Source organism: Polyangiaceae bacterium (assembly GCA_020633235.1).
Taxonomy (GTDB): Bacteria; Myxococcota_A; Polyangia; order Polyangiales; family Polyangiaceae; genus JACKEA01.
Window position 1 is genome coordinate 104,621 of sequence record JACKEA010000009.1, and the last position, 14,791, is coordinate 119,411.

The window sequence follows — 14,791 nt, forward strand, 5'->3', positions numbered from 1 at the left end:
CCAGAAAGAACCCGTGACGCGCTCTAACATCGCCGGCTGTAGCCGAGCAACGGCGCCCCGCGACGGCGCTTTCGCCATTGATTTGCAGCGATTCGCAGCGTGAGCACCGCCAGCCCCAGCGCAGCGAGGGCCGCCGCGGGAACTACCGCCACTGCCGCCCGGGGCAAGTCGCTCTGCTCGAAGCGCGAGAGCGCGGCGAGCGCGCAGAGGCTCGGCGCTCCCCCCACGATCAGCGCGACGGCCCGACTTCGAAAACCGAAGCGGAGCATCGCCCACGCCACCCACAGGCTCGAGAGCAGGGTCGTTGCCCCCACCCAAGCTGCACGCAAGGGCGGCGAGAGCTTGGCGCTGCGACCCCAGGGCGGCAGCCCCGTGACGTGGCCGATCTTGGCATGCACGCTGACCATGATGCCGCGCTTTGCAGCGAGGGTGAGACCTTCGAGATCCACCGCCCGCAGATCCTCACTGGGCGTGAGGCGGGTCGCCGAGAACCAGGCTCGACCCCCGCTGCCGGGCAACGGACCGCTCACTCGGGGCGCGCGCCCGGGGAAACACAACCACGTGACCCCCACGAGGGGCACCACGATGCTCTTCGGACGCTCCGCGCCCACGCAGCCTCCCCGCGCTTGGGTGATGAGCTCTCCGGCGAACACGCCCGGACGATCGGCACCGCTGTCCCAAGCAAAGGCCGCCGCCAGGAACGTCAGCGTGAGCGCGACGCCAACGGGGATCAGGCCGAGCATCAACCGCGCCGGAGAGGCCCCCACGGCGAACAGCGCTCGGGCTTCTCCTGCTTCCGTCGCGCGCGCCATGCCGAAGGCGAAGCCCAGCGGCACGCCGATCAAGTAAGCGGTCTCGGTAGCCGCTGCCGCCAGGGCACGGGCGAAGGGCCACGACACCTCCAGCGGAACGTCGGGGGCGAGAAGCCACGGCAACAGCCGGACCAACCCAGCGCCAGAGGCCACCACCAGCACCACGCCAGCGGCCCAGAGCGCACCTTTCAGGGCTCTTCGAGACAGGGCCTTCATGCCACAGGGGGCCATGATGAGCCTCCGGAGCCGCGTGGAAAACAGAAACTTTTCGAACATTTCCATGATTTTGTCGGGGCGCCGCGGAACCTCCCATCGCGCCCTTCCCGAGCGGCCTCGCTCTGTTATGCTGCCGAATGTTCTTGGGTCCCGGGTCAACAGAACCCCGAGGACACCCCTCTGGGAGGAATGATGCGAAAGCTCTCGCTCGTACTCGCGCTCGCCGCGACGACCTTGGCCACCCTGCCGCGCACCGCTTTGGCCGCCGAAGACCAGGCGGAGGCGTCCCCGACTGGTAAGGGGATCACCGGCGGAGCCCTACTGGGCGGCGAGGCCGTGATGCTCACGGAAGCGGCCTTGAAGGTGAAGCCCTGGTGGGCCTATGCCCTCGGCGGAGTAGCGGGTGGCATCGCCGGCGGCGTGGGCGGCTTCTTCATCGAAGACAGCGCCGACACCAAGGTGTCGATGTACCTGCTGACCGGCGGGATGGCATTGGTGATCCCGACCACCGTCGCGGTGCTCAGCGCTTCCGCTTACGAGCCTCCAGCCAACTACACGGAAGACACGGGGCCTTCGGCGGAGCCTGCCGCGGAGCCGCCCTCGGCAACCCCGGCTCCGGCCGCCGGCGCCAAAGCGACGCCTCGGAAGAAGCCGTCGAAGAAGCTGGCGCGTCACTACTCCGCACCCGCGACCCTGCACTACGGCGCAGCCCCCCCGGCGCTGGTGGGCATGGGACAGGGCAGTCTCACTCTGAGCCTGCCGGCGGTGGAAATTCGAGACATGTACTCGAAGAAAGACCTCTTCCAGTACGGCGTCTCTCAGAAGACCGAGGTGCGCGTACCGGTCTTCAACTTCGTCTTCTGAGTCGAAGCGTCGTTCGACGCGGCGGGCAGAAAAACCGCTGGGAAAATGCGGTGATGGGCCTGTCTCGGGCTTTGTCCCGGCCAGCGCTTGCCGTAACATGCCTCGCTACGGCGCTCCGTTCGACGGCGCCCCCAAGAACTTCATGGCACAAGCAGCGCCTCACAAGTCTTCGCGCACTCGTGGCTCCGACGACCCGTCCCTAGGCAAAGTCATCGCTGGCCGCTACCGCTTGGAAGCGCGCATCGGCGAAGGTGGCATGGGCATCGTGTATCGCGCCCGCCACGTGCTCATCGATCGCGTAGTGGCGGTGAAGCTCATCCGCCCGGACCTGCGCGGAGAAACGCATCTCCGGGCGTGGATGCTGCGCGAGGCACGCGCCGCCAATCGCGTGGACCACGCTCACATCATCGACATCCACGACATCGGCGAGACGGACGAGGGCGAACTGTACTTGGTGATGGAGTACCTGATCGGTACGCCCCTGTCTTCCGAGCTGGCGCGCGGCCCGATGCCGTTGCATCGGGCCGTGGACATCCTGGAACAGATGGGCGCGGCGCTCTCGCGCGCCCACGACCTGGGCGTGGTGCATCGCGATCTCAAGAGCGACAACATCCTGCTCACCGCTCGCGGCGGGCGAAAAGACTTCGTGAAGATCCTCGACTTCGGCCTCGCCGCCCTGGCTCACGACCCGCGGCTGGCGCCCAAGGGGGCGGTGTTCGGCACGCCGGAGTACATGTCTCCGGAGCAAGCCCGGGGCGAGCAAGCCGGACCGCAATCGGACCTGTACGCGCTGGGCGTGCTCTTCTTCGAGATGCTCACGGGGCAGCTCCCGTTCCGGGCCAGCGACCGCGACACGCTGCTGGAAATGCAGCGCAGCGCCCCGGCGCCGCGGCCCAACAGCATCCGCAAGGACGTGAGCCCGGTAGCGGAGCGCATCGTGCTGCGCCTGCTCGAGAAGGATCCGCGCAAGCGCTATCGGGACGGCCACCACGTGCTGGAAGAGCTCAAGGCGTTGCAGCGCTCGCTGCCCAGCGTTTCTTGGGACAAGGAGGGCGGCGAGGCCGCTCCCGTGGCGCCCCCGCCCCCCCCGCCGCCGAAGTCGCTGGGGGTCACCGAGTGGGCGGCCCGGGCGGGACTGTTCGCGCGCATGCTGGCGCGGGCGTTCCCCTCGGGGAACGCGCCCCCGGAAGCTTCCGCTGCGCTCACGGCGCTGTGGGACGTGGCCGCCAAGGCCAACGGCTTGGAGGGCGAGATCGCGAGCCACACGCGCAAGCTCGAGGCGCTGGAGCGCCGAGGTCGAGCGCTGCGCGCCGAGATCGGCCGCAAGGTGGAGGAGCTGGCGCAAGAGGAGTCGCGCGCCCTGCGTGACGCCGCGGCCTATGGCGAAGAAGAGGAGAGCGCGCGGCGGGAGCTGACAAGCGCTCAGCAGACCGCCAAGGAGCGCGTGGCTCTCGCGGACCAGGCGGATCGCGCCGGTCAGGGCACGCGCGCCATCTTCGAAGCCGCCGGCGCCGCCGTGGCGATGGTGGAAGCCAAGCGCCAGTGGCTACAAACGCGGGAGGCGCGGCGTGCTGGTCGCGAGGCGACTGCCCGGGACCTGCGGCGACAGATCGAGGAGCTTCGGGCTCAACTGGCGCGCTACGCCGAAGCGCTGGAAGAGGATCTCTCGGCCGGCCGCGAGAAGGTGGCGGCCCGCGCTCGCGAAGGTCTGAAGTTCGAGAAGGTCTTCCACGACTCTTCCCGCGTGCTGATGGATCAGCTCAAGAACCGCCCGGAGTGCCGCGACCTGATGGCTGAGCTCAACTCGCAGGACGAGCAGGACGCGAACCAGAGCGCCGGGCGCAGCACCGCGGTTTCCCGCGCCGTTGCCGGGTGAGCCGCGGCGCGACGGGGCTCGCGCCGCACCAACATCCAGAGGACCCCGAAGTCAGGGCCGTTTGGAAATGACTGCGTCGCGAGACTGCCGAGACCGAAGCAAGGCGGGCGCCCGCGAGCGCTGAGGGCTACTGAAGTAGCTCGAGGATCGCAGCGACGAGGGCGCTCGCCGCAGCGAGAGGACGGGCCCTTACTTCGGGAGCTTTGCCGTGAGGAACGAGCGGAGCTTCACCAGCGTCTTGGGATCGCGGGTGAAGGTCGGCGCCTGATAGGCGTCCGCCCAGCTCTTCACTTCGCGCACGAAGGTGGCGCGCACTTCGGCGTCTCCGAGCACGTCGTCCGCGGTGCGGCCGCGGGCACTGCTGGAGCCCAGCCCGGCAACGTGCGTCTCCAGACGCGGGGCGTCGTCCGCCAGGAACTCGCGGATCAAAGCGGCATCCTCCGTCAGGCGCTTCACCGTGGCGTCACTGCCGGCGAGCTCCTGGTCCAGCTTGGCGGCCTCGGCCGTCGCGGTGCGAAACACGAAAGCGTCATCCACGAAGCCCAGATCCTCGATGCCATCGGGGATCAGGTCCAAGGACTTGAACAGGTAGTTGAGCGCCTGCACCAGTTGGCGGCGGGCGCCTTCGGTCCCCGTCTCGCTTTCGACCAACTCGGCCAGGGCGCGGGCGTCCTCCCCCAGTGTGGACAGCCAGCCAGGAAACGCTTCCAAACAACGCGTGTCGAGGTCGTTCATCTCCCCAAGATCCTCCGACGCGGCTCATAGCATCCGGGCGGCCATCGGGAAACCGCCGAGCGAGGATTTCACATGCGCGCCACGAGCAGGCCCAGGGCGAATCCCACGAGTCCCGTCACGAGAGCCAGCAGGATGGCGACCACCAAGGGCACGCGGAAGCGACCTCGCGGGGCGCTGACGACTTCCACGAACGGCTCTCCGCTGCCCGGTGCCGGCGCTGCTTGCGAGCCGGGCGAGACCGCCGTGTCGCTGGTGCCAAAGCGATAGGGGCTGGAGCCCTGCGGTGGCATGGAGTCGTACGGGGCCGGCGACGGCGGGGGCGCGGAGCCGTAGGGCATGGGTGACTGCGGCGCGGAACCGTACGTCTCGGGCGGTACCGAGCCGTAGGGCGCCGAAGCCTGCGGCGGTACGGAGCCTTGGGGCGGCATCGAAGCGCCAGGCTGGGGCATTCCAGCCCCGCGGGCCACGCTGCGCACGGCAATGGCCATCTCCCGAGCGGTCTGGAACCGCATCTCGGCGCTGCGCGCCAGCGCGCGCTGGAAGAACGGAACCCAATGCGCGTACTGCGGTGCGACTTGGTCGATCGGCGTCGGGTCGCTGTTCAGCACCTTGGTGATGCGCTCGAACTCGTTGTCCGCGAAGAACGCGGGCCGCCCCGAGAGCATCTCGTACAAGATGATGCCGACGGACCACAGATCCGCGCGCGGGTCGGTGGTCTTGATGCTCCGGATCTGCTCCGGACTCATGTAGCCCGGCGTGCCGAGCAGCATCCCCGTGCGCGTCTTGCGCTGCATGCCGCCTGCGGCGTCGATCACCAACGCGATACCGAAGTCGAGGATCTTGACGGTAGCGCCGTTCATCGCGTCCCCCAGGAGAAACACGTTCCCCGGCTTCAGATCGCGATGCACCACGCCGCCCGCATGAGCTGCCGCGAGAGCGTCCAACATGTTCTCGGCAATCGCCGCGGCTTGCTCCACCGGCAGACGCCCGCGGTTCATGCGCCAGGAGAGCGGCTTGCCCTCGAGCAGCTCCATCACCAAGTAGGGCGTGCCATCCGCCGCCCGCACGGCTTCGAAGACCCGCGCGATGCCGGGGTGGTCCACGCGGGCGCTGGCGCGGAGCTCGCTCAGAAAACGCTCGACGATCTCCGGTCGATCCTCGAACTCACCGCGTAGGATCTTGACCGCACAGTCCGGTCCACCTTCGAGCGACTCCGCTTGATACACCACCGCGAGCCCCCCATGGCCGAGAACCCGGGACAGGCGCCAGCGCTGATCGAGCACGGCGCCGAGCAGCTCTTCCGGCTCCTCGAAGTCCAGCACCGGTTCTCTCGTAGCCTCGGAGCAGGCGCGCCGTCAATTGCGACAGCAGAACGTGATCGCGCCCTGGCCCGAGATGCCGCCGGTTGGCTGGCCACCGGAAGGGGTGCAGGTGCCGGTCGCGAATGGATCCTGCGTCCGCTCGGCGTACCAGCCCGCGTTGACCGTGGAAGACAGATCGACGCACGTGCTGGAGCTCACGGTCTTGCCGCCAGTGAGACAGCCGAGCCAGTCGTGGATCTCGTACTTCGCGTCCACGCAGTTCGCGGCATCCGGCGTGCACACGCACTGGCTGCAGTTGCGATCGTCCTGAACGCTCTTGTACACCAGGGTTCGGGCACCCCAATCCGGAGGGCACTCCACGTCGCCCGGGGACTGGATGCAGACGTACCCGGCGTACTCGCCGGAGCCGGGGGGAATGCAGCGCTCGTTTTCACCGCAGCCGTCCGTGCCGACGACCACGCACACGTCGTTGACGCCGGTCCACGGATCCTTGTTGGAGAAATCCGCCGGCGAAGGATCACACGTTCCGGCGGAAACGACGGGGATGGTACCGATGAAGCACGACAGCGTGGAGAGCCCGCTGTGCCCATTGGTGATGCCGCAGCCATCGACGTCCCCGGTCGCGTCCTGCGCGCCCGAGCAATCGGTGCTCGACTTGGAGCAGAACAGCGGGGCGGTTCCGCACTTCCCGCCCTTCTGGTTGGAACAGGAACACGGAGCGCACTGGGCAGGCCCAGCCAGTCCGCTGTAGTAGCGTTCCGGAGTAGACTCGTCCGGGCACACGGGGCCCATGACGTCCGCGGGTGGATAGCCCTCACCACGCATTCGGACGTAGCCCACCCAGCCGCTTGGTGGACTGGGGATGCAGCTCATGGGGGCTGCGCAGTGGGTGGTGGTTCCGCCAACGCCCCCCGTGGCGCCGGTGCCGCCCGAGCCCCCGCCCGCCTGGCCGCCACCCGACCCGCCGGTGGTCCCGCCGTCCACGTCAGCGGTGCTCGCGCCCGTGCCCTCCGTGGGCAGACTGCAAGCGACCTGCGAGAAAACTGCCGCAGCGCACAGCACACGACGGAGCCAAGCCATGAATCCCGTGCGGCAGGATAGCATGAGCCCATGGCTCCTCGCTCCATCACGGTGTTCACGGGCGCGAGTGCCGCCAGCGGCGATTACCTCGCCGCGGCGGCGGACTTCGGCAAGCGAACGGCGGAGCGCGGCCTGACCCTGGTCTATGGTGGCGCCAGTGTAGGTCTGATGGGGGCCGTGGCTGACGCAGCCCTCGCCGCGGGAGGCAGTGTCATCGGGGTAATTCCCGAGGCGTTGAAGCAAAAGGAGATCGCGCATCATGGCCTCTCCGAGCTGATCGTGGTGAGCAGCATGCACGAGCGCAAAGCGCGCATGCTCGAGCTGGGAGAAGCGTTCGTGGCCCTGCCTGGTGGCTTCGGCACGCTGGACGAGTTGTTCGAGATCACGACGTTTGCGCAGCTGGGCTTGCACGACAAACCCATCGGCATCCTGAACGTGGCGGGCTACTACGCCCCGCTGTTCGTGTTCCTGGCGCGGGCCATCCGTGACGGCTTCATCAAGCCAGAGCAGGGGCGCCTGCTGCGCGCGGCCGAAGACCCCGACAATCTCCTCGATCTGCTCGCCGCGCCTGCGCCTCACGCCGAGCCGCGCTGGCTCAGCGACGCGTCGCAGATCTGAATCACCACATCTTGCCCGGCACGAAGGGCAGGCTCGCGGAGAGTCCTCCGTCCACGACGATCGCCTGTCCGTCGACGTAGCTGGCTGCGTCGCTCAACAGGAACAGCGCGACTTCCGCTATCTCTTCCGCCCCCGCGGCGCGCCCCAACGGGTTGAGCTGCCCGATCTTGTGCTCCGTCTTCTTGGCGCGAGCGAGCTCGAAGACGGGGCGGGTCATCTCCGTTTCCACCAGGCCCGGGCAAATGGCGTTCACGCGAATGCCAGTCCCCGAGAGCTGCGCAGCGCTGGTGCACACCAGGTTGACGATGGCCGCCTTGCTGGCGCTGTAGGGGGCCGGCCCCGCGCCCGAGCGGAGCGCCGCGACGGACGCCGTGCACACGATGGAGCCTCCGCTCTTCATGCGTCCCGCCGCGTGCTTGATGCCGAGGAACGCCCCCAGCAAGTTCACCCGCAGCACGCGCTCGAAATCCCCCACGGACAGCTCCGTCACCTTGGCCATGGAGCCCACGATGCCGGCGTTCGCAAAGTAGCCGTCGAGCCGACCGTACGCCCGCACGCACTCCTCGATCGCGCGGCCCACGGTCGTCTCGTCGGCGGCGTCCCCCTCCACCTCGACCACCGGGCTCGACAGCTCATGGGCCGTGCGGGAGAGGCCATCGCCATCGATGTCGAGCAGCACCAGGCGCGCGCCAGCACGGGCAAATCGAAAAGCGCTGGCGCGACCGATGCCGCTGCCGGCGCCGGTGACGACGACGGCCTTGTCGGTCAGCGGCATCAGAAGCGTCCGCCGAGGGTCACGCTCTTCGGGCCGATGCCGAGGGAAACCTCCGGAGCGCGCTCAGGCGGCGAGGAGCTACCACTGGACAGCAGCATCACCGTGGCAACGCCAACGCCGACGACACCTACGCCCAGGGTCACGCCGGTGAGGGTCGCGTAGGTCTTGCCCTTGTCCTGAGTGCTCGAGAGGGTGTCCGGACACACGCGGCCAAGACAGCCCTTGTCCAACTCGTCCTCTGCGTTGTTCTTCATCAGGTAGAACACGCCGGAGGCCGCCAAGCTGGCCACTCCCACGCCGCCGATCACCCAGGGCAGGGCGGAAGAGCCGCCGGTCTCGGGCTTCGGGCTCGTGGTCGCGGTTTCGGTGGGCTTGGAGCCGGCTCCAGGGTTCGGCGCCGGCTCGCTGGCAGTCAGCCCCTCCGGGACGTCGAGACGGAGCGTCTCGCTCTTCCCCTCCGTCACTTCCACCGTGCGCTCGAAGCGCTTGCCGCCGGGGAGCACGCCCGCCACCACGTGAGGCCCAGGATCGACGTTCACCTCACGCCCGATTTGCGACTGCCCGAGCACCACGCCATCGAGCTCGATCTTGATCGCCTCGGCTCCCTCCCCTCGTTCGATCACCAGCTTTGGGACCCGCTTCTCGAGGGCCTCGCGAGCCTTCTGGATCTCAATCAAGAGCTCGTCCTTGTCGCCGGCTTGTCCCGCCTCGTACTCCGCCAAGCGATATCCCCCGAGGGCCTCGTTCAAGCGACCCAAGTTCTCCTTGCAGCGCGCGATGTGGAAGCGGACCTGCGGAGTCATCTTGATGCGGGCCACGGACTGGAAAGCGCTCAAAGCGCCTGCCCAATCGCCGGCCGCCTCCTGAGTGAGCCCTTGCCCATACATTTGCCGGGCCCGGGCCAGATCGTCCTCGGACTGGGCCCAAAGCGGCGCGCCCCAGCTGGAGGCCACGAGCAGGACGGCAAGCGACAGTCGCCTTTTGAGTCGGCGGGAGCCCACGTGAAGTGGAGGGAGCTTATCACCTAGGCCACGACCCCCAAAGTCCGCTAACTTCGTACCCCATGAGTTCTCGCAGCTCCGCCCAGGAGCTCTTCGACGCTCTCGGCCGCTTCCGCACTGCGTGGCCCAAGCGGGGCTGGAGCTGGGACACCCGCTTTTCCTGCGTGGCCTCCGCCTTTGGCACCGACCTTTTGGGGGAGGCGCGCGCCGCGACTTCCCTGGCGTTTCCGCATCAGTGGAACCACCGAACCCTCACCTCGGCCCCAGCGGTGGTGCAGCAGCTCGCCGAGCGCACCGGCGGCGTACGACCCGACCAGCTCATATTGAGCACCGCTCCCGCCGGCGGCGTCATCGCCTATGGCCTGTGGTGGCCGTGGGGGGACGACACCACCATCTCGCTCCGGATCGGCATCGCCGGCGGCTCCGTCATGACGATGGAAGAACGCCTGCGTGACACCTTCGCGGCGAGCATCGACTGAAATGGACGAAAGGCGGTGAGCACGAAGCCCACCGCCTTGTCGTTGCGCTGCGTCGCGATCAGCTCTCGGGCGCAGGCTCCGCGGGGGGTGCCGCTGCGGGCTCCACCACGAAGTCCCACGTGAACGTCGCTTGGCCGTCGTTCTGATCCGGCGGCGTCAGCTGCAGTCCGCTGATGTTCTGCACCACGCAGTCGGCGACCTCTGGCGGGGCCGTCGTGCCGGCCGGATCGACCTTCACGTCAGCGACCTGACCGGTGTCCTTCTGCACCATGAACTGCACGCGCACGCTACCCGCTGCAGTCTGGTTGCCTTGGAGCTGCTGGTCGTAGCAGGCCTTGATCTCCGGTGCCTTGCTGTCGAGCAGCTTGGCAGTGTCGTCGCGGTACATCTCGGGGGAGCGTGCCGCGAAGGAGCAGCCGGTGGCGGCGGCGAGCACGGTGAACAGGACGGTGGAAACAAACACCTTCTTCATCGTCGAATCTCCTGCTGAATTTCCGCGCGAGCGGCTCACTTGTTCCCGGCCTTCGGGTTCGAGAGCTTTCCGGGCTGGCCGGCCTTGGGCTTCATGTCGTCGCTCACCGCCTTGGAGGTGGTGCTGAGAACCTTCTCCTTGCCGGTGTTCGGATCGACCTGGACCTTCTTCTGCGTCACGTCTTGCTCCAAGATGTTGAACTCGACGCGGCGGTTCTGCTCGCGACCCTCTTCGGTGTCGTTCGTGGCGATCGGCTTTTCGGAACCGAAGCCCTTGGCGGTGAGGCGTGCAGCCTCGATGCCGTGATCCACGAGGTACTTCATCACGCTCTTGGCGCGACGATCCGACAGCGCCTTGTTGTAGGCGGCGTTGCCTTCCGAGCTGGCGTGCCCCTCGATCTGGATCTTCTTGATGTGCGGGTTCTTCTTGATCACATCCGTGATCTCGTCGAGCAAGCTGAAGGACTCCGGCTTGATGGTCGCCTTGTTGTATTCGAACTGGATCTTCTCGTGAATTTCGATCTTGTTCTCGCGAACCTCGACGCGCGGCGGCGGCTCGTCCTTCTTTGGCGGAGGCGGCGGCGGCGGCGCGGGTGGTGCGGGCGGTGTGCCCATCACGGAGAACGCTGTCTGCCCTTCGAACACCTTCGTGCCGGCGCAGCCGGACATGAAAGCGACGACGGCGGCGACGCCTCCGATCGACAGGGTCAACTTCCGGATCCTGAGCAAGTGCGGTGCGGTCATCTGGGAACTCCCTGGCATCGGTTTCGGATGCACGTCCAAGGGCTTTTGAGGCCCCCCTTCATCGGGGCCCCGGTTTGCCACCAGCGTTGGGTGCGGGTCAACCCGCAGGCGCATAAGCAAGCCCATCCTCGTGCGCGCCTGATTGGACGGGGAATACCCCGCGGACATTCGCCGCGACCCCGCAATCACCCGAAATGACTAAGACAATTACAGAATGGCTGGCCTGCCGCTTTGTACGACGGGAGCACCGCGAAGGATCCCTCGCGCTGTGGCAAGGGGCTCCCACGGCCGTGAACAAATCACACTCCGGGGAGGGCCAAAGGGCGCCCGAGCGGGAAAATCCGACGGCATGTGGCTTGCTCCGGTCCAACCCGTGAGAGCATTGGAACGACGGGTGACCATGAGCGGGGACGCCGATGCCTTCGATACCACCGTGCTGGCCGAGAGTGGTCCCCGCCCCTCCCGGGACAGCGCCCACGCGGCCCTCCGCCGCTGGGTCGGCGCGCGCTTCGACCACTTCGACGTGCTCGAGCCGCTGGCCCGCGGTGGCATGGGCGCGGTCTATGTCGGGCACGATCGCTCGCTGGACCGGCGCGTCGCCATCAAGGTGCTGCCGGACGAGCTGGCCAACGATCCCGAGCTGTTCGAGCGCTTCATTCGAGAGGCGCGCGCCCAGGCCCGGCTCAACTCTCCCCGCGTCGCGCACATCTACTACATCGGCAGAACTCCCACACAGGGAGATCGGCCCGCGTCCTTGTTCTTCGCGATGGAGCTGGTGGAAGGCGGCGCGCTGGAAGCGGTGCTGGAAGACGACCGCACACTGGAGCCCGAGCGCGCGCGACAGCTCATGCTGCAAGTGGCACGAGGCCTCGGAGATGCCCGCGACGCCGGCATCATCCATCGCGACATCAAGCCCAGCAATTTGCTGCTCGACAAGAACGGCGACGTGAAGATCGCCGACTTCGGCGTCGCCAAGCCGGTAGGAACCACCGACTCGAAGATCACCCAAGAGGGCGCCGTGGTCGGCAGCCCGCTGTACATGGCGCCCGAGCAGGCGCGCGGGGACGCCGTGGATCAGCGCGCGGACATGTACGCGCTGGGCTCGACCTTCTACCACCTGCTGGCAGGTCGCCCGCCCTTCGACGGTCCCACGCCCCTGGCCGTCGTGAGCCGACATCTGACGGAGCGCCCCAAGCCGCTGGCGGAAGTGAAGCCCAACGTGCCCGCGCGCTTGGCCAAGGTCATCGATCGACTGCTCGAGAAGGACCCCGCCAAGCGCTACGCCAGCTACGACGAGCTGACCGCGGCGCTGCAGGCGGCTGCGCCGGAAGCCGTTCGCCACGGCGGTTTCTGGGCCCGGGGCGCAGCCGTCGGCATCGACGTCGCCCTGGCCGGGGCTGTCATTGGCCTGCTGGGGCTCCCAGGGCTCGCGCTGCACTTGGCGTACATCACCGTGGTCCACGCCACGCGGGGACAAACCATCGGCAAATACCTGCTGAACCTCCAGGTACGACGCCTGGACGGCGGCAAACTCGGCTTCGGCCGCTCCGCCGCCCGCACCGTGGCCAGCATGTGGCTCCCGTTCCTGGTGGGTCTCGTGATTTTGATCACCCAGGGCCGCGGAGGCCTCGAGGTAGCGGTGCACCAGATCCAGCTGTCCGACGTGGACGCGTTCAAAGGTCTCGTATTTGCGGTGCTTCTCGGCAACGCGCTGCTCAGCCTGCTGTACGCGGCGGGCCTCGCTCTGGCGGCATTCCACCCCCAGAAGCGCGCCGCCCACGACCTCATCGTGGGGTCGGAAGTGATCTACCGGCTGAAATGAGCGCGTTCGGGGTTTGAGAACGCGCCCCGCCTTCGGGTATCCTGGGCGGAAGTTTCTTCCGGGAGGCGATCGTGTCTTCAAGCATCAGTATCAAAAACGTCCTGGTCGCGGCGGCGGCCTTGTGTGTGCCCTTGGCCCTGGGACTCCCGGGCTGCGGCAGTGACGCCAGCAGCAAGGGCGCCAGTGGCGGTGGCGCGGGGAAAGTCGACTCCGGCACCGGAGGCAGCGGCAACACCGCTGGGCTCGGCGGCGCCGGGGGCTCCGGCAACGGCACCGGCGTGTGCCTGCTCAACAACTGTAAGTCCGACGCGGAATGCGACGGCTGCTCCTTCAATCGCAACAAGTGCGACCTAGCGAGCAATCGCTGCATCGCTTGCGATCCGGCCAAGCCGACGGAAGGCTGTCCGGCCGGCCAGGAGTGCTCGTCTTTCGGGACCTGCGTAGAGGTCGGCAAGAACTGCCCGACGGATGGCACCGGCGAGCCGACCATCGCGTGCACTCAGAACGGCGATTGCGATGCCTGCGATCCGATGCATCGCATCTGCGACACCACCGTCGGCAAGTGCGTGGCCTGCACGGACACGAACACCAGCCAGTGCTTGCAGACGGACGTGTGCGTCGACAACAAGTGCGCGCACAAGTGCCCTGACTCTTGCACGGTGGACAACGACTGCGGCCGCTGCGACAGCGGTGGCAAGCCGGCCCACGCCTGCTTCAACCACGCCTGCGCCGAGTGTTCCGACACCTACGCCTGCGCTGCGGGCATGGAATGCAAGAAGGGCACCTGCGTGAAGCCCTGCGGTTTGCCCGGCAGCACCTCCGGCGCCTGCAAGGTGGACGCGGACTGCGGCGGTTGCGGAGACCAGGGCAGCACGAGCCCTGCCTGGAAGTGCAAATACCCGATAAATGGCGGCACTCATGGCACGTGCACCCCGCAGGCGGCGGGCTGCTCCGACCTGGGCCAGGGCGCAGTGCTTCCCGAGCCCTACGACAAGGTCACGAACCTCTGCTCCAACGACAACGACTGCAAGGGTATCGGCATCCAGTACAACGTCGGCGAGGCCATCCGCGGTCTCATCGGCGGTCCGGAGCTCGACGTCGGGATCAAGAAGATCAAGATCCAGGACGCCAACATCCAGTACAACATGCCGGCCTGCGCCGACATCAAGCTGACTGACAGCATCAGCTGCGGCGTGTGCGTGCCGTGTCGTGAGGACAGCGACTGCTCCAAGATCGAGCTCGACCCGCTGATCTCGGATCTGTTCAAGGGCGACCCGCTGGCGACCATCGCCGGCGCGGTGCTCGTCGATCTCTTGTACGGCAAGAACAAGGACCACAGCTTGCACTTCCAGTGCCTGCCGGTCGCAGCGGGCTATGGCGTGTGCATCCCCTGCGCCAATCCGACCAAGGCGTGCGGCGGCACCACGAGTGGCGGTGGCGGTACTTGTGACCACGACGTGTGCACCACCGGTGGGCCGCTGGATCCGAGCTGCGGCACCTGCGCTGCCGAGGTCTGCAAGAACGACGCTTTCTGCTGCACGACCAACTGGGACAGCACCTGCAAGAGCGAGGTGGACGACTACTGCGCCGGTGGCTGCGGTGGTGGCGGCTCGAGCTGCGGACACGACCCGTGCACCACGGGCACCGCGCTGTCACCGCTGTGCAGCGCCTGCGTGAAGGCCGTGTGCGACGGCGACGCCTTCTGCTGCAACGACACCAGCGGCAGCTGGGACAGCGTGTGCGTGAGCGAAGCCCAGCAGGCCACGGAGTGCTCCGGCGCCTGCAGCGGCGGTGGCTGCGCGCACTCGGAGTGCAGCACGGGCGGACCGCTGACGAACAGCTGCTCCTCGTGTGCCACCGCGGTGTGCGCGGCGGATTCCTACTGCTGCACCACGGACTGGGACTCCCTGTGCGTGAACGAGGCCAAGCAGCAGTCGGCCTGCAGCTGTAACTGAGCTCCCTTCGGAGCCCGCGCG

The 14,791-nt window shown here is 67.6% G+C and carries 14 protein-coding genes; 6 read left to right on the plus strand and 8 right to left on the minus strand.

Annotated elements, in window-relative coordinates; all coding sequences use genetic code 11:
• Positions 1–23 precede the first annotated feature (23 nt).
• On the minus strand, positions 24–1,088 hold the full coding sequence (locus H6717_38520) for a hypothetical protein (protein MCB9582996.1): 1,065 nt from the start codon (positions 1,086–1,088) through the stop codon (positions 24–26).
• 132 nt (positions 1,089–1,220) lie between these two features.
• Here H6717_38520 and H6717_38525 point away from each other — a divergent pair, with 132 nt between their 5' ends.
• Together H6717_38525 and H6717_38530 are read left to right on the plus strand one after the other, a co-directional pair.
• A complete protein-coding gene (locus H6717_38525) occupies positions 1,221–1,892 on the plus strand; it encodes a hypothetical protein (GenBank protein MCB9582997.1) in 672 nt (223 codons plus the stop codon).
• A gap of 97 nt (positions 1,893–1,989) precedes the next feature.
• The gene (locus H6717_38530; protein ID MCB9582998.1) at positions 1,990–3,768 is read left to right on the plus strand and encodes a protein kinase; all 1,779 of its coding nucleotides are present in this window, start codon (positions 1,990–1,992) and stop codon (positions 3,766–3,768) included.
• Between the two features lie 189 nt (positions 3,769–3,957).
• Here H6717_38530 and H6717_38535 read toward each other — a convergent pair whose 3' ends face one another.
• From H6717_38535 to H6717_38545, 3 genes are all read right to left on the minus strand, one after another.
• Positions 3,958–4,503, minus strand: a complete 546-nt coding sequence (locus tag H6717_38535) for a DUF1232 domain-containing protein (GenBank protein ID MCB9582999.1) — start codon at positions 4,501–4,503, stop codon at positions 3,958–3,960.
• Between the two features lie 68 nt (positions 4,504–4,571).
• Positions 4,572–5,825 carry a protein kinase gene (locus H6717_38540; protein ID MCB9583000.1) on the minus strand — a complete coding sequence of 418 codons (1,254 nt, stop codon included), beginning with the start codon at positions 5,823–5,825 and terminating at the stop codon, positions 4,572–4,574.
• Positions 5,826–5,858: 33 nt separating this feature from the next.
• Positions 5,859–6,905: a hypothetical protein gene (locus H6717_38545; GenBank protein ID MCB9583001.1), complete on the minus strand. Its 1,047-nt coding sequence runs from the start codon at positions 6,903–6,905 to the stop codon at positions 5,859–5,861.
• 30 nt (positions 6,906–6,935) lie between these two features.
• On the opposite strand from H6717_38545, the gene H6717_38550 reads away from it, so the two are divergent.
• Positions 6,936–7,523, plus strand: a complete 588-nt coding sequence (locus tag H6717_38550) for a TIGR00730 family Rossman fold protein (GenBank protein MCB9583002.1) — start codon at positions 6,936–6,938, stop codon at positions 7,521–7,523.
• 1 nt (position 7,524) lies between these two features.
• On the opposite strand, the gene H6717_38555 is transcribed toward H6717_38550, so the two are convergent.
• Together H6717_38555 and H6717_38560 are read right to left on the minus strand one after the other, a co-directional pair.
• A complete protein-coding gene (locus H6717_38555) occupies positions 7,525–8,298 on the minus strand; it encodes an SDR family oxidoreductase (GenBank protein MCB9583003.1) in 774 nt (257 codons plus the stop codon).
• Positions 8,298–9,251: a hypothetical protein gene (locus tag H6717_38560; protein ID MCB9583004.1), complete on the minus strand. Its 954-nt coding sequence runs from the start codon at positions 9,249–9,251 to the stop codon at positions 8,298–8,300. Before H6717_38560 ends, H6717_38555 begins: the two co-directional genes overlap by 1 nt.
• Before the next feature lie 110 nt (positions 9,252–9,361).
• On the opposite strand from H6717_38560, the gene H6717_38565 reads away from it, so the two are divergent.
• Positions 9,362–9,778 carry a hypothetical protein gene (locus H6717_38565; protein ID MCB9583005.1) on the plus strand — a complete coding sequence of 139 codons (417 nt, stop codon included), beginning with the start codon at positions 9,362–9,364 and terminating at the stop codon, positions 9,776–9,778.
• 58 nt (positions 9,779–9,836) lie between these two features.
• Here H6717_38565 and H6717_38570 read toward each other — a convergent pair whose 3' ends face one another.
• Together H6717_38570 and H6717_38575 are read right to left on the minus strand one after the other, a co-directional pair.
• A complete protein-coding gene (locus H6717_38570) occupies positions 9,837–10,166 on the minus strand; it encodes an AgmX/PglI C-terminal domain-containing protein (protein MCB9583006.1) in 330 nt (109 codons plus the stop codon).
• A gap of 119 nt (positions 10,167–10,285) precedes the next feature.
• Complete coding sequence (locus H6717_38575; GenBank protein ID MCB9583007.1) at positions 10,286–10,960, minus strand: OmpA family protein; 675 nt, start codon at positions 10,958–10,960, stop codon at positions 10,286–10,288.
• Between the two features lie 406 nt (positions 10,961–11,366).
• Between H6717_38575 and H6717_38580 the strand changes: the two genes are divergently transcribed.
• Complete coding sequence (locus H6717_38580) at positions 11,367–12,815, plus strand: protein kinase (GenBank protein MCB9583008.1); 1,449 nt, start codon at positions 11,367–11,369, stop codon at positions 12,813–12,815.
• A gap of 71 nt (positions 12,816–12,886) precedes the next feature.
• Positions 12,887–14,770 carry a hypothetical protein gene (locus H6717_38585; GenBank protein ID MCB9583009.1) on the plus strand — a complete coding sequence of 628 codons (1,884 nt, stop codon included), beginning with the start codon at positions 12,887–12,889 and terminating at the stop codon, positions 14,768–14,770.
• Positions 14,771–14,791 lie beyond the last annotated feature (21 nt).

Bases quoted from the DNA above. Each gene is read 5' to 3' on its own strand.
- H6717_38520 (MCB9582996.1), bottom strand. From the start codon at position 1,088: ATGTTCGAAAAGTTTCTGTTTTCCACGCGGCTCCGGAGGCTCATCATG.
- H6717_38525 (MCB9582997.1), top strand. From the start codon at position 1,221: ATGCGAAAGCTCTCGCTCGTACTCGCGCTCGCCGCGACGACCTTGGCC.
- H6717_38530 (MCB9582998.1), top strand. From the start codon at position 1,990: ATGCCTCGCTACGGCGCTCCGTTCGACGGCGCCCCCAAGAACTTCATG.
- H6717_38535 (MCB9582999.1), bottom strand. From the start codon at position 4,503: ATGAACGACCTCGACACGCGTTGTTTGGAAGCGTTTCCTGGCTGGCTG.
- H6717_38545 (MCB9583001.1), bottom strand. From the start codon at position 6,905: ATGGCTTGGCTCCGTCGTGTGCTGTGCGCTGCGGCAGTTTTCTCGCAG.
- H6717_38550 (MCB9583002.1), top strand. From the start codon at position 6,936: ATGGCTCCTCGCTCCATCACGGTGTTCACGGGCGCGAGTGCCGCCAGC.
- H6717_38555 (MCB9583003.1), bottom strand. From the start codon at position 8,298: ATGCCGCTGACCGACAAGGCCGTCGTCGTCACCGGCGCCGGCAGCGGC.
- H6717_38565 (MCB9583005.1), top strand. From the start codon at position 9,362: ATGAGTTCTCGCAGCTCCGCCCAGGAGCTCTTCGACGCTCTCGGCCGC.
- H6717_38570 (MCB9583006.1), bottom strand. From the start codon at position 10,166: ATGTACCGCGACGACACTGCCAAGCTGCTCGACAGCAAGGCACCGGAG.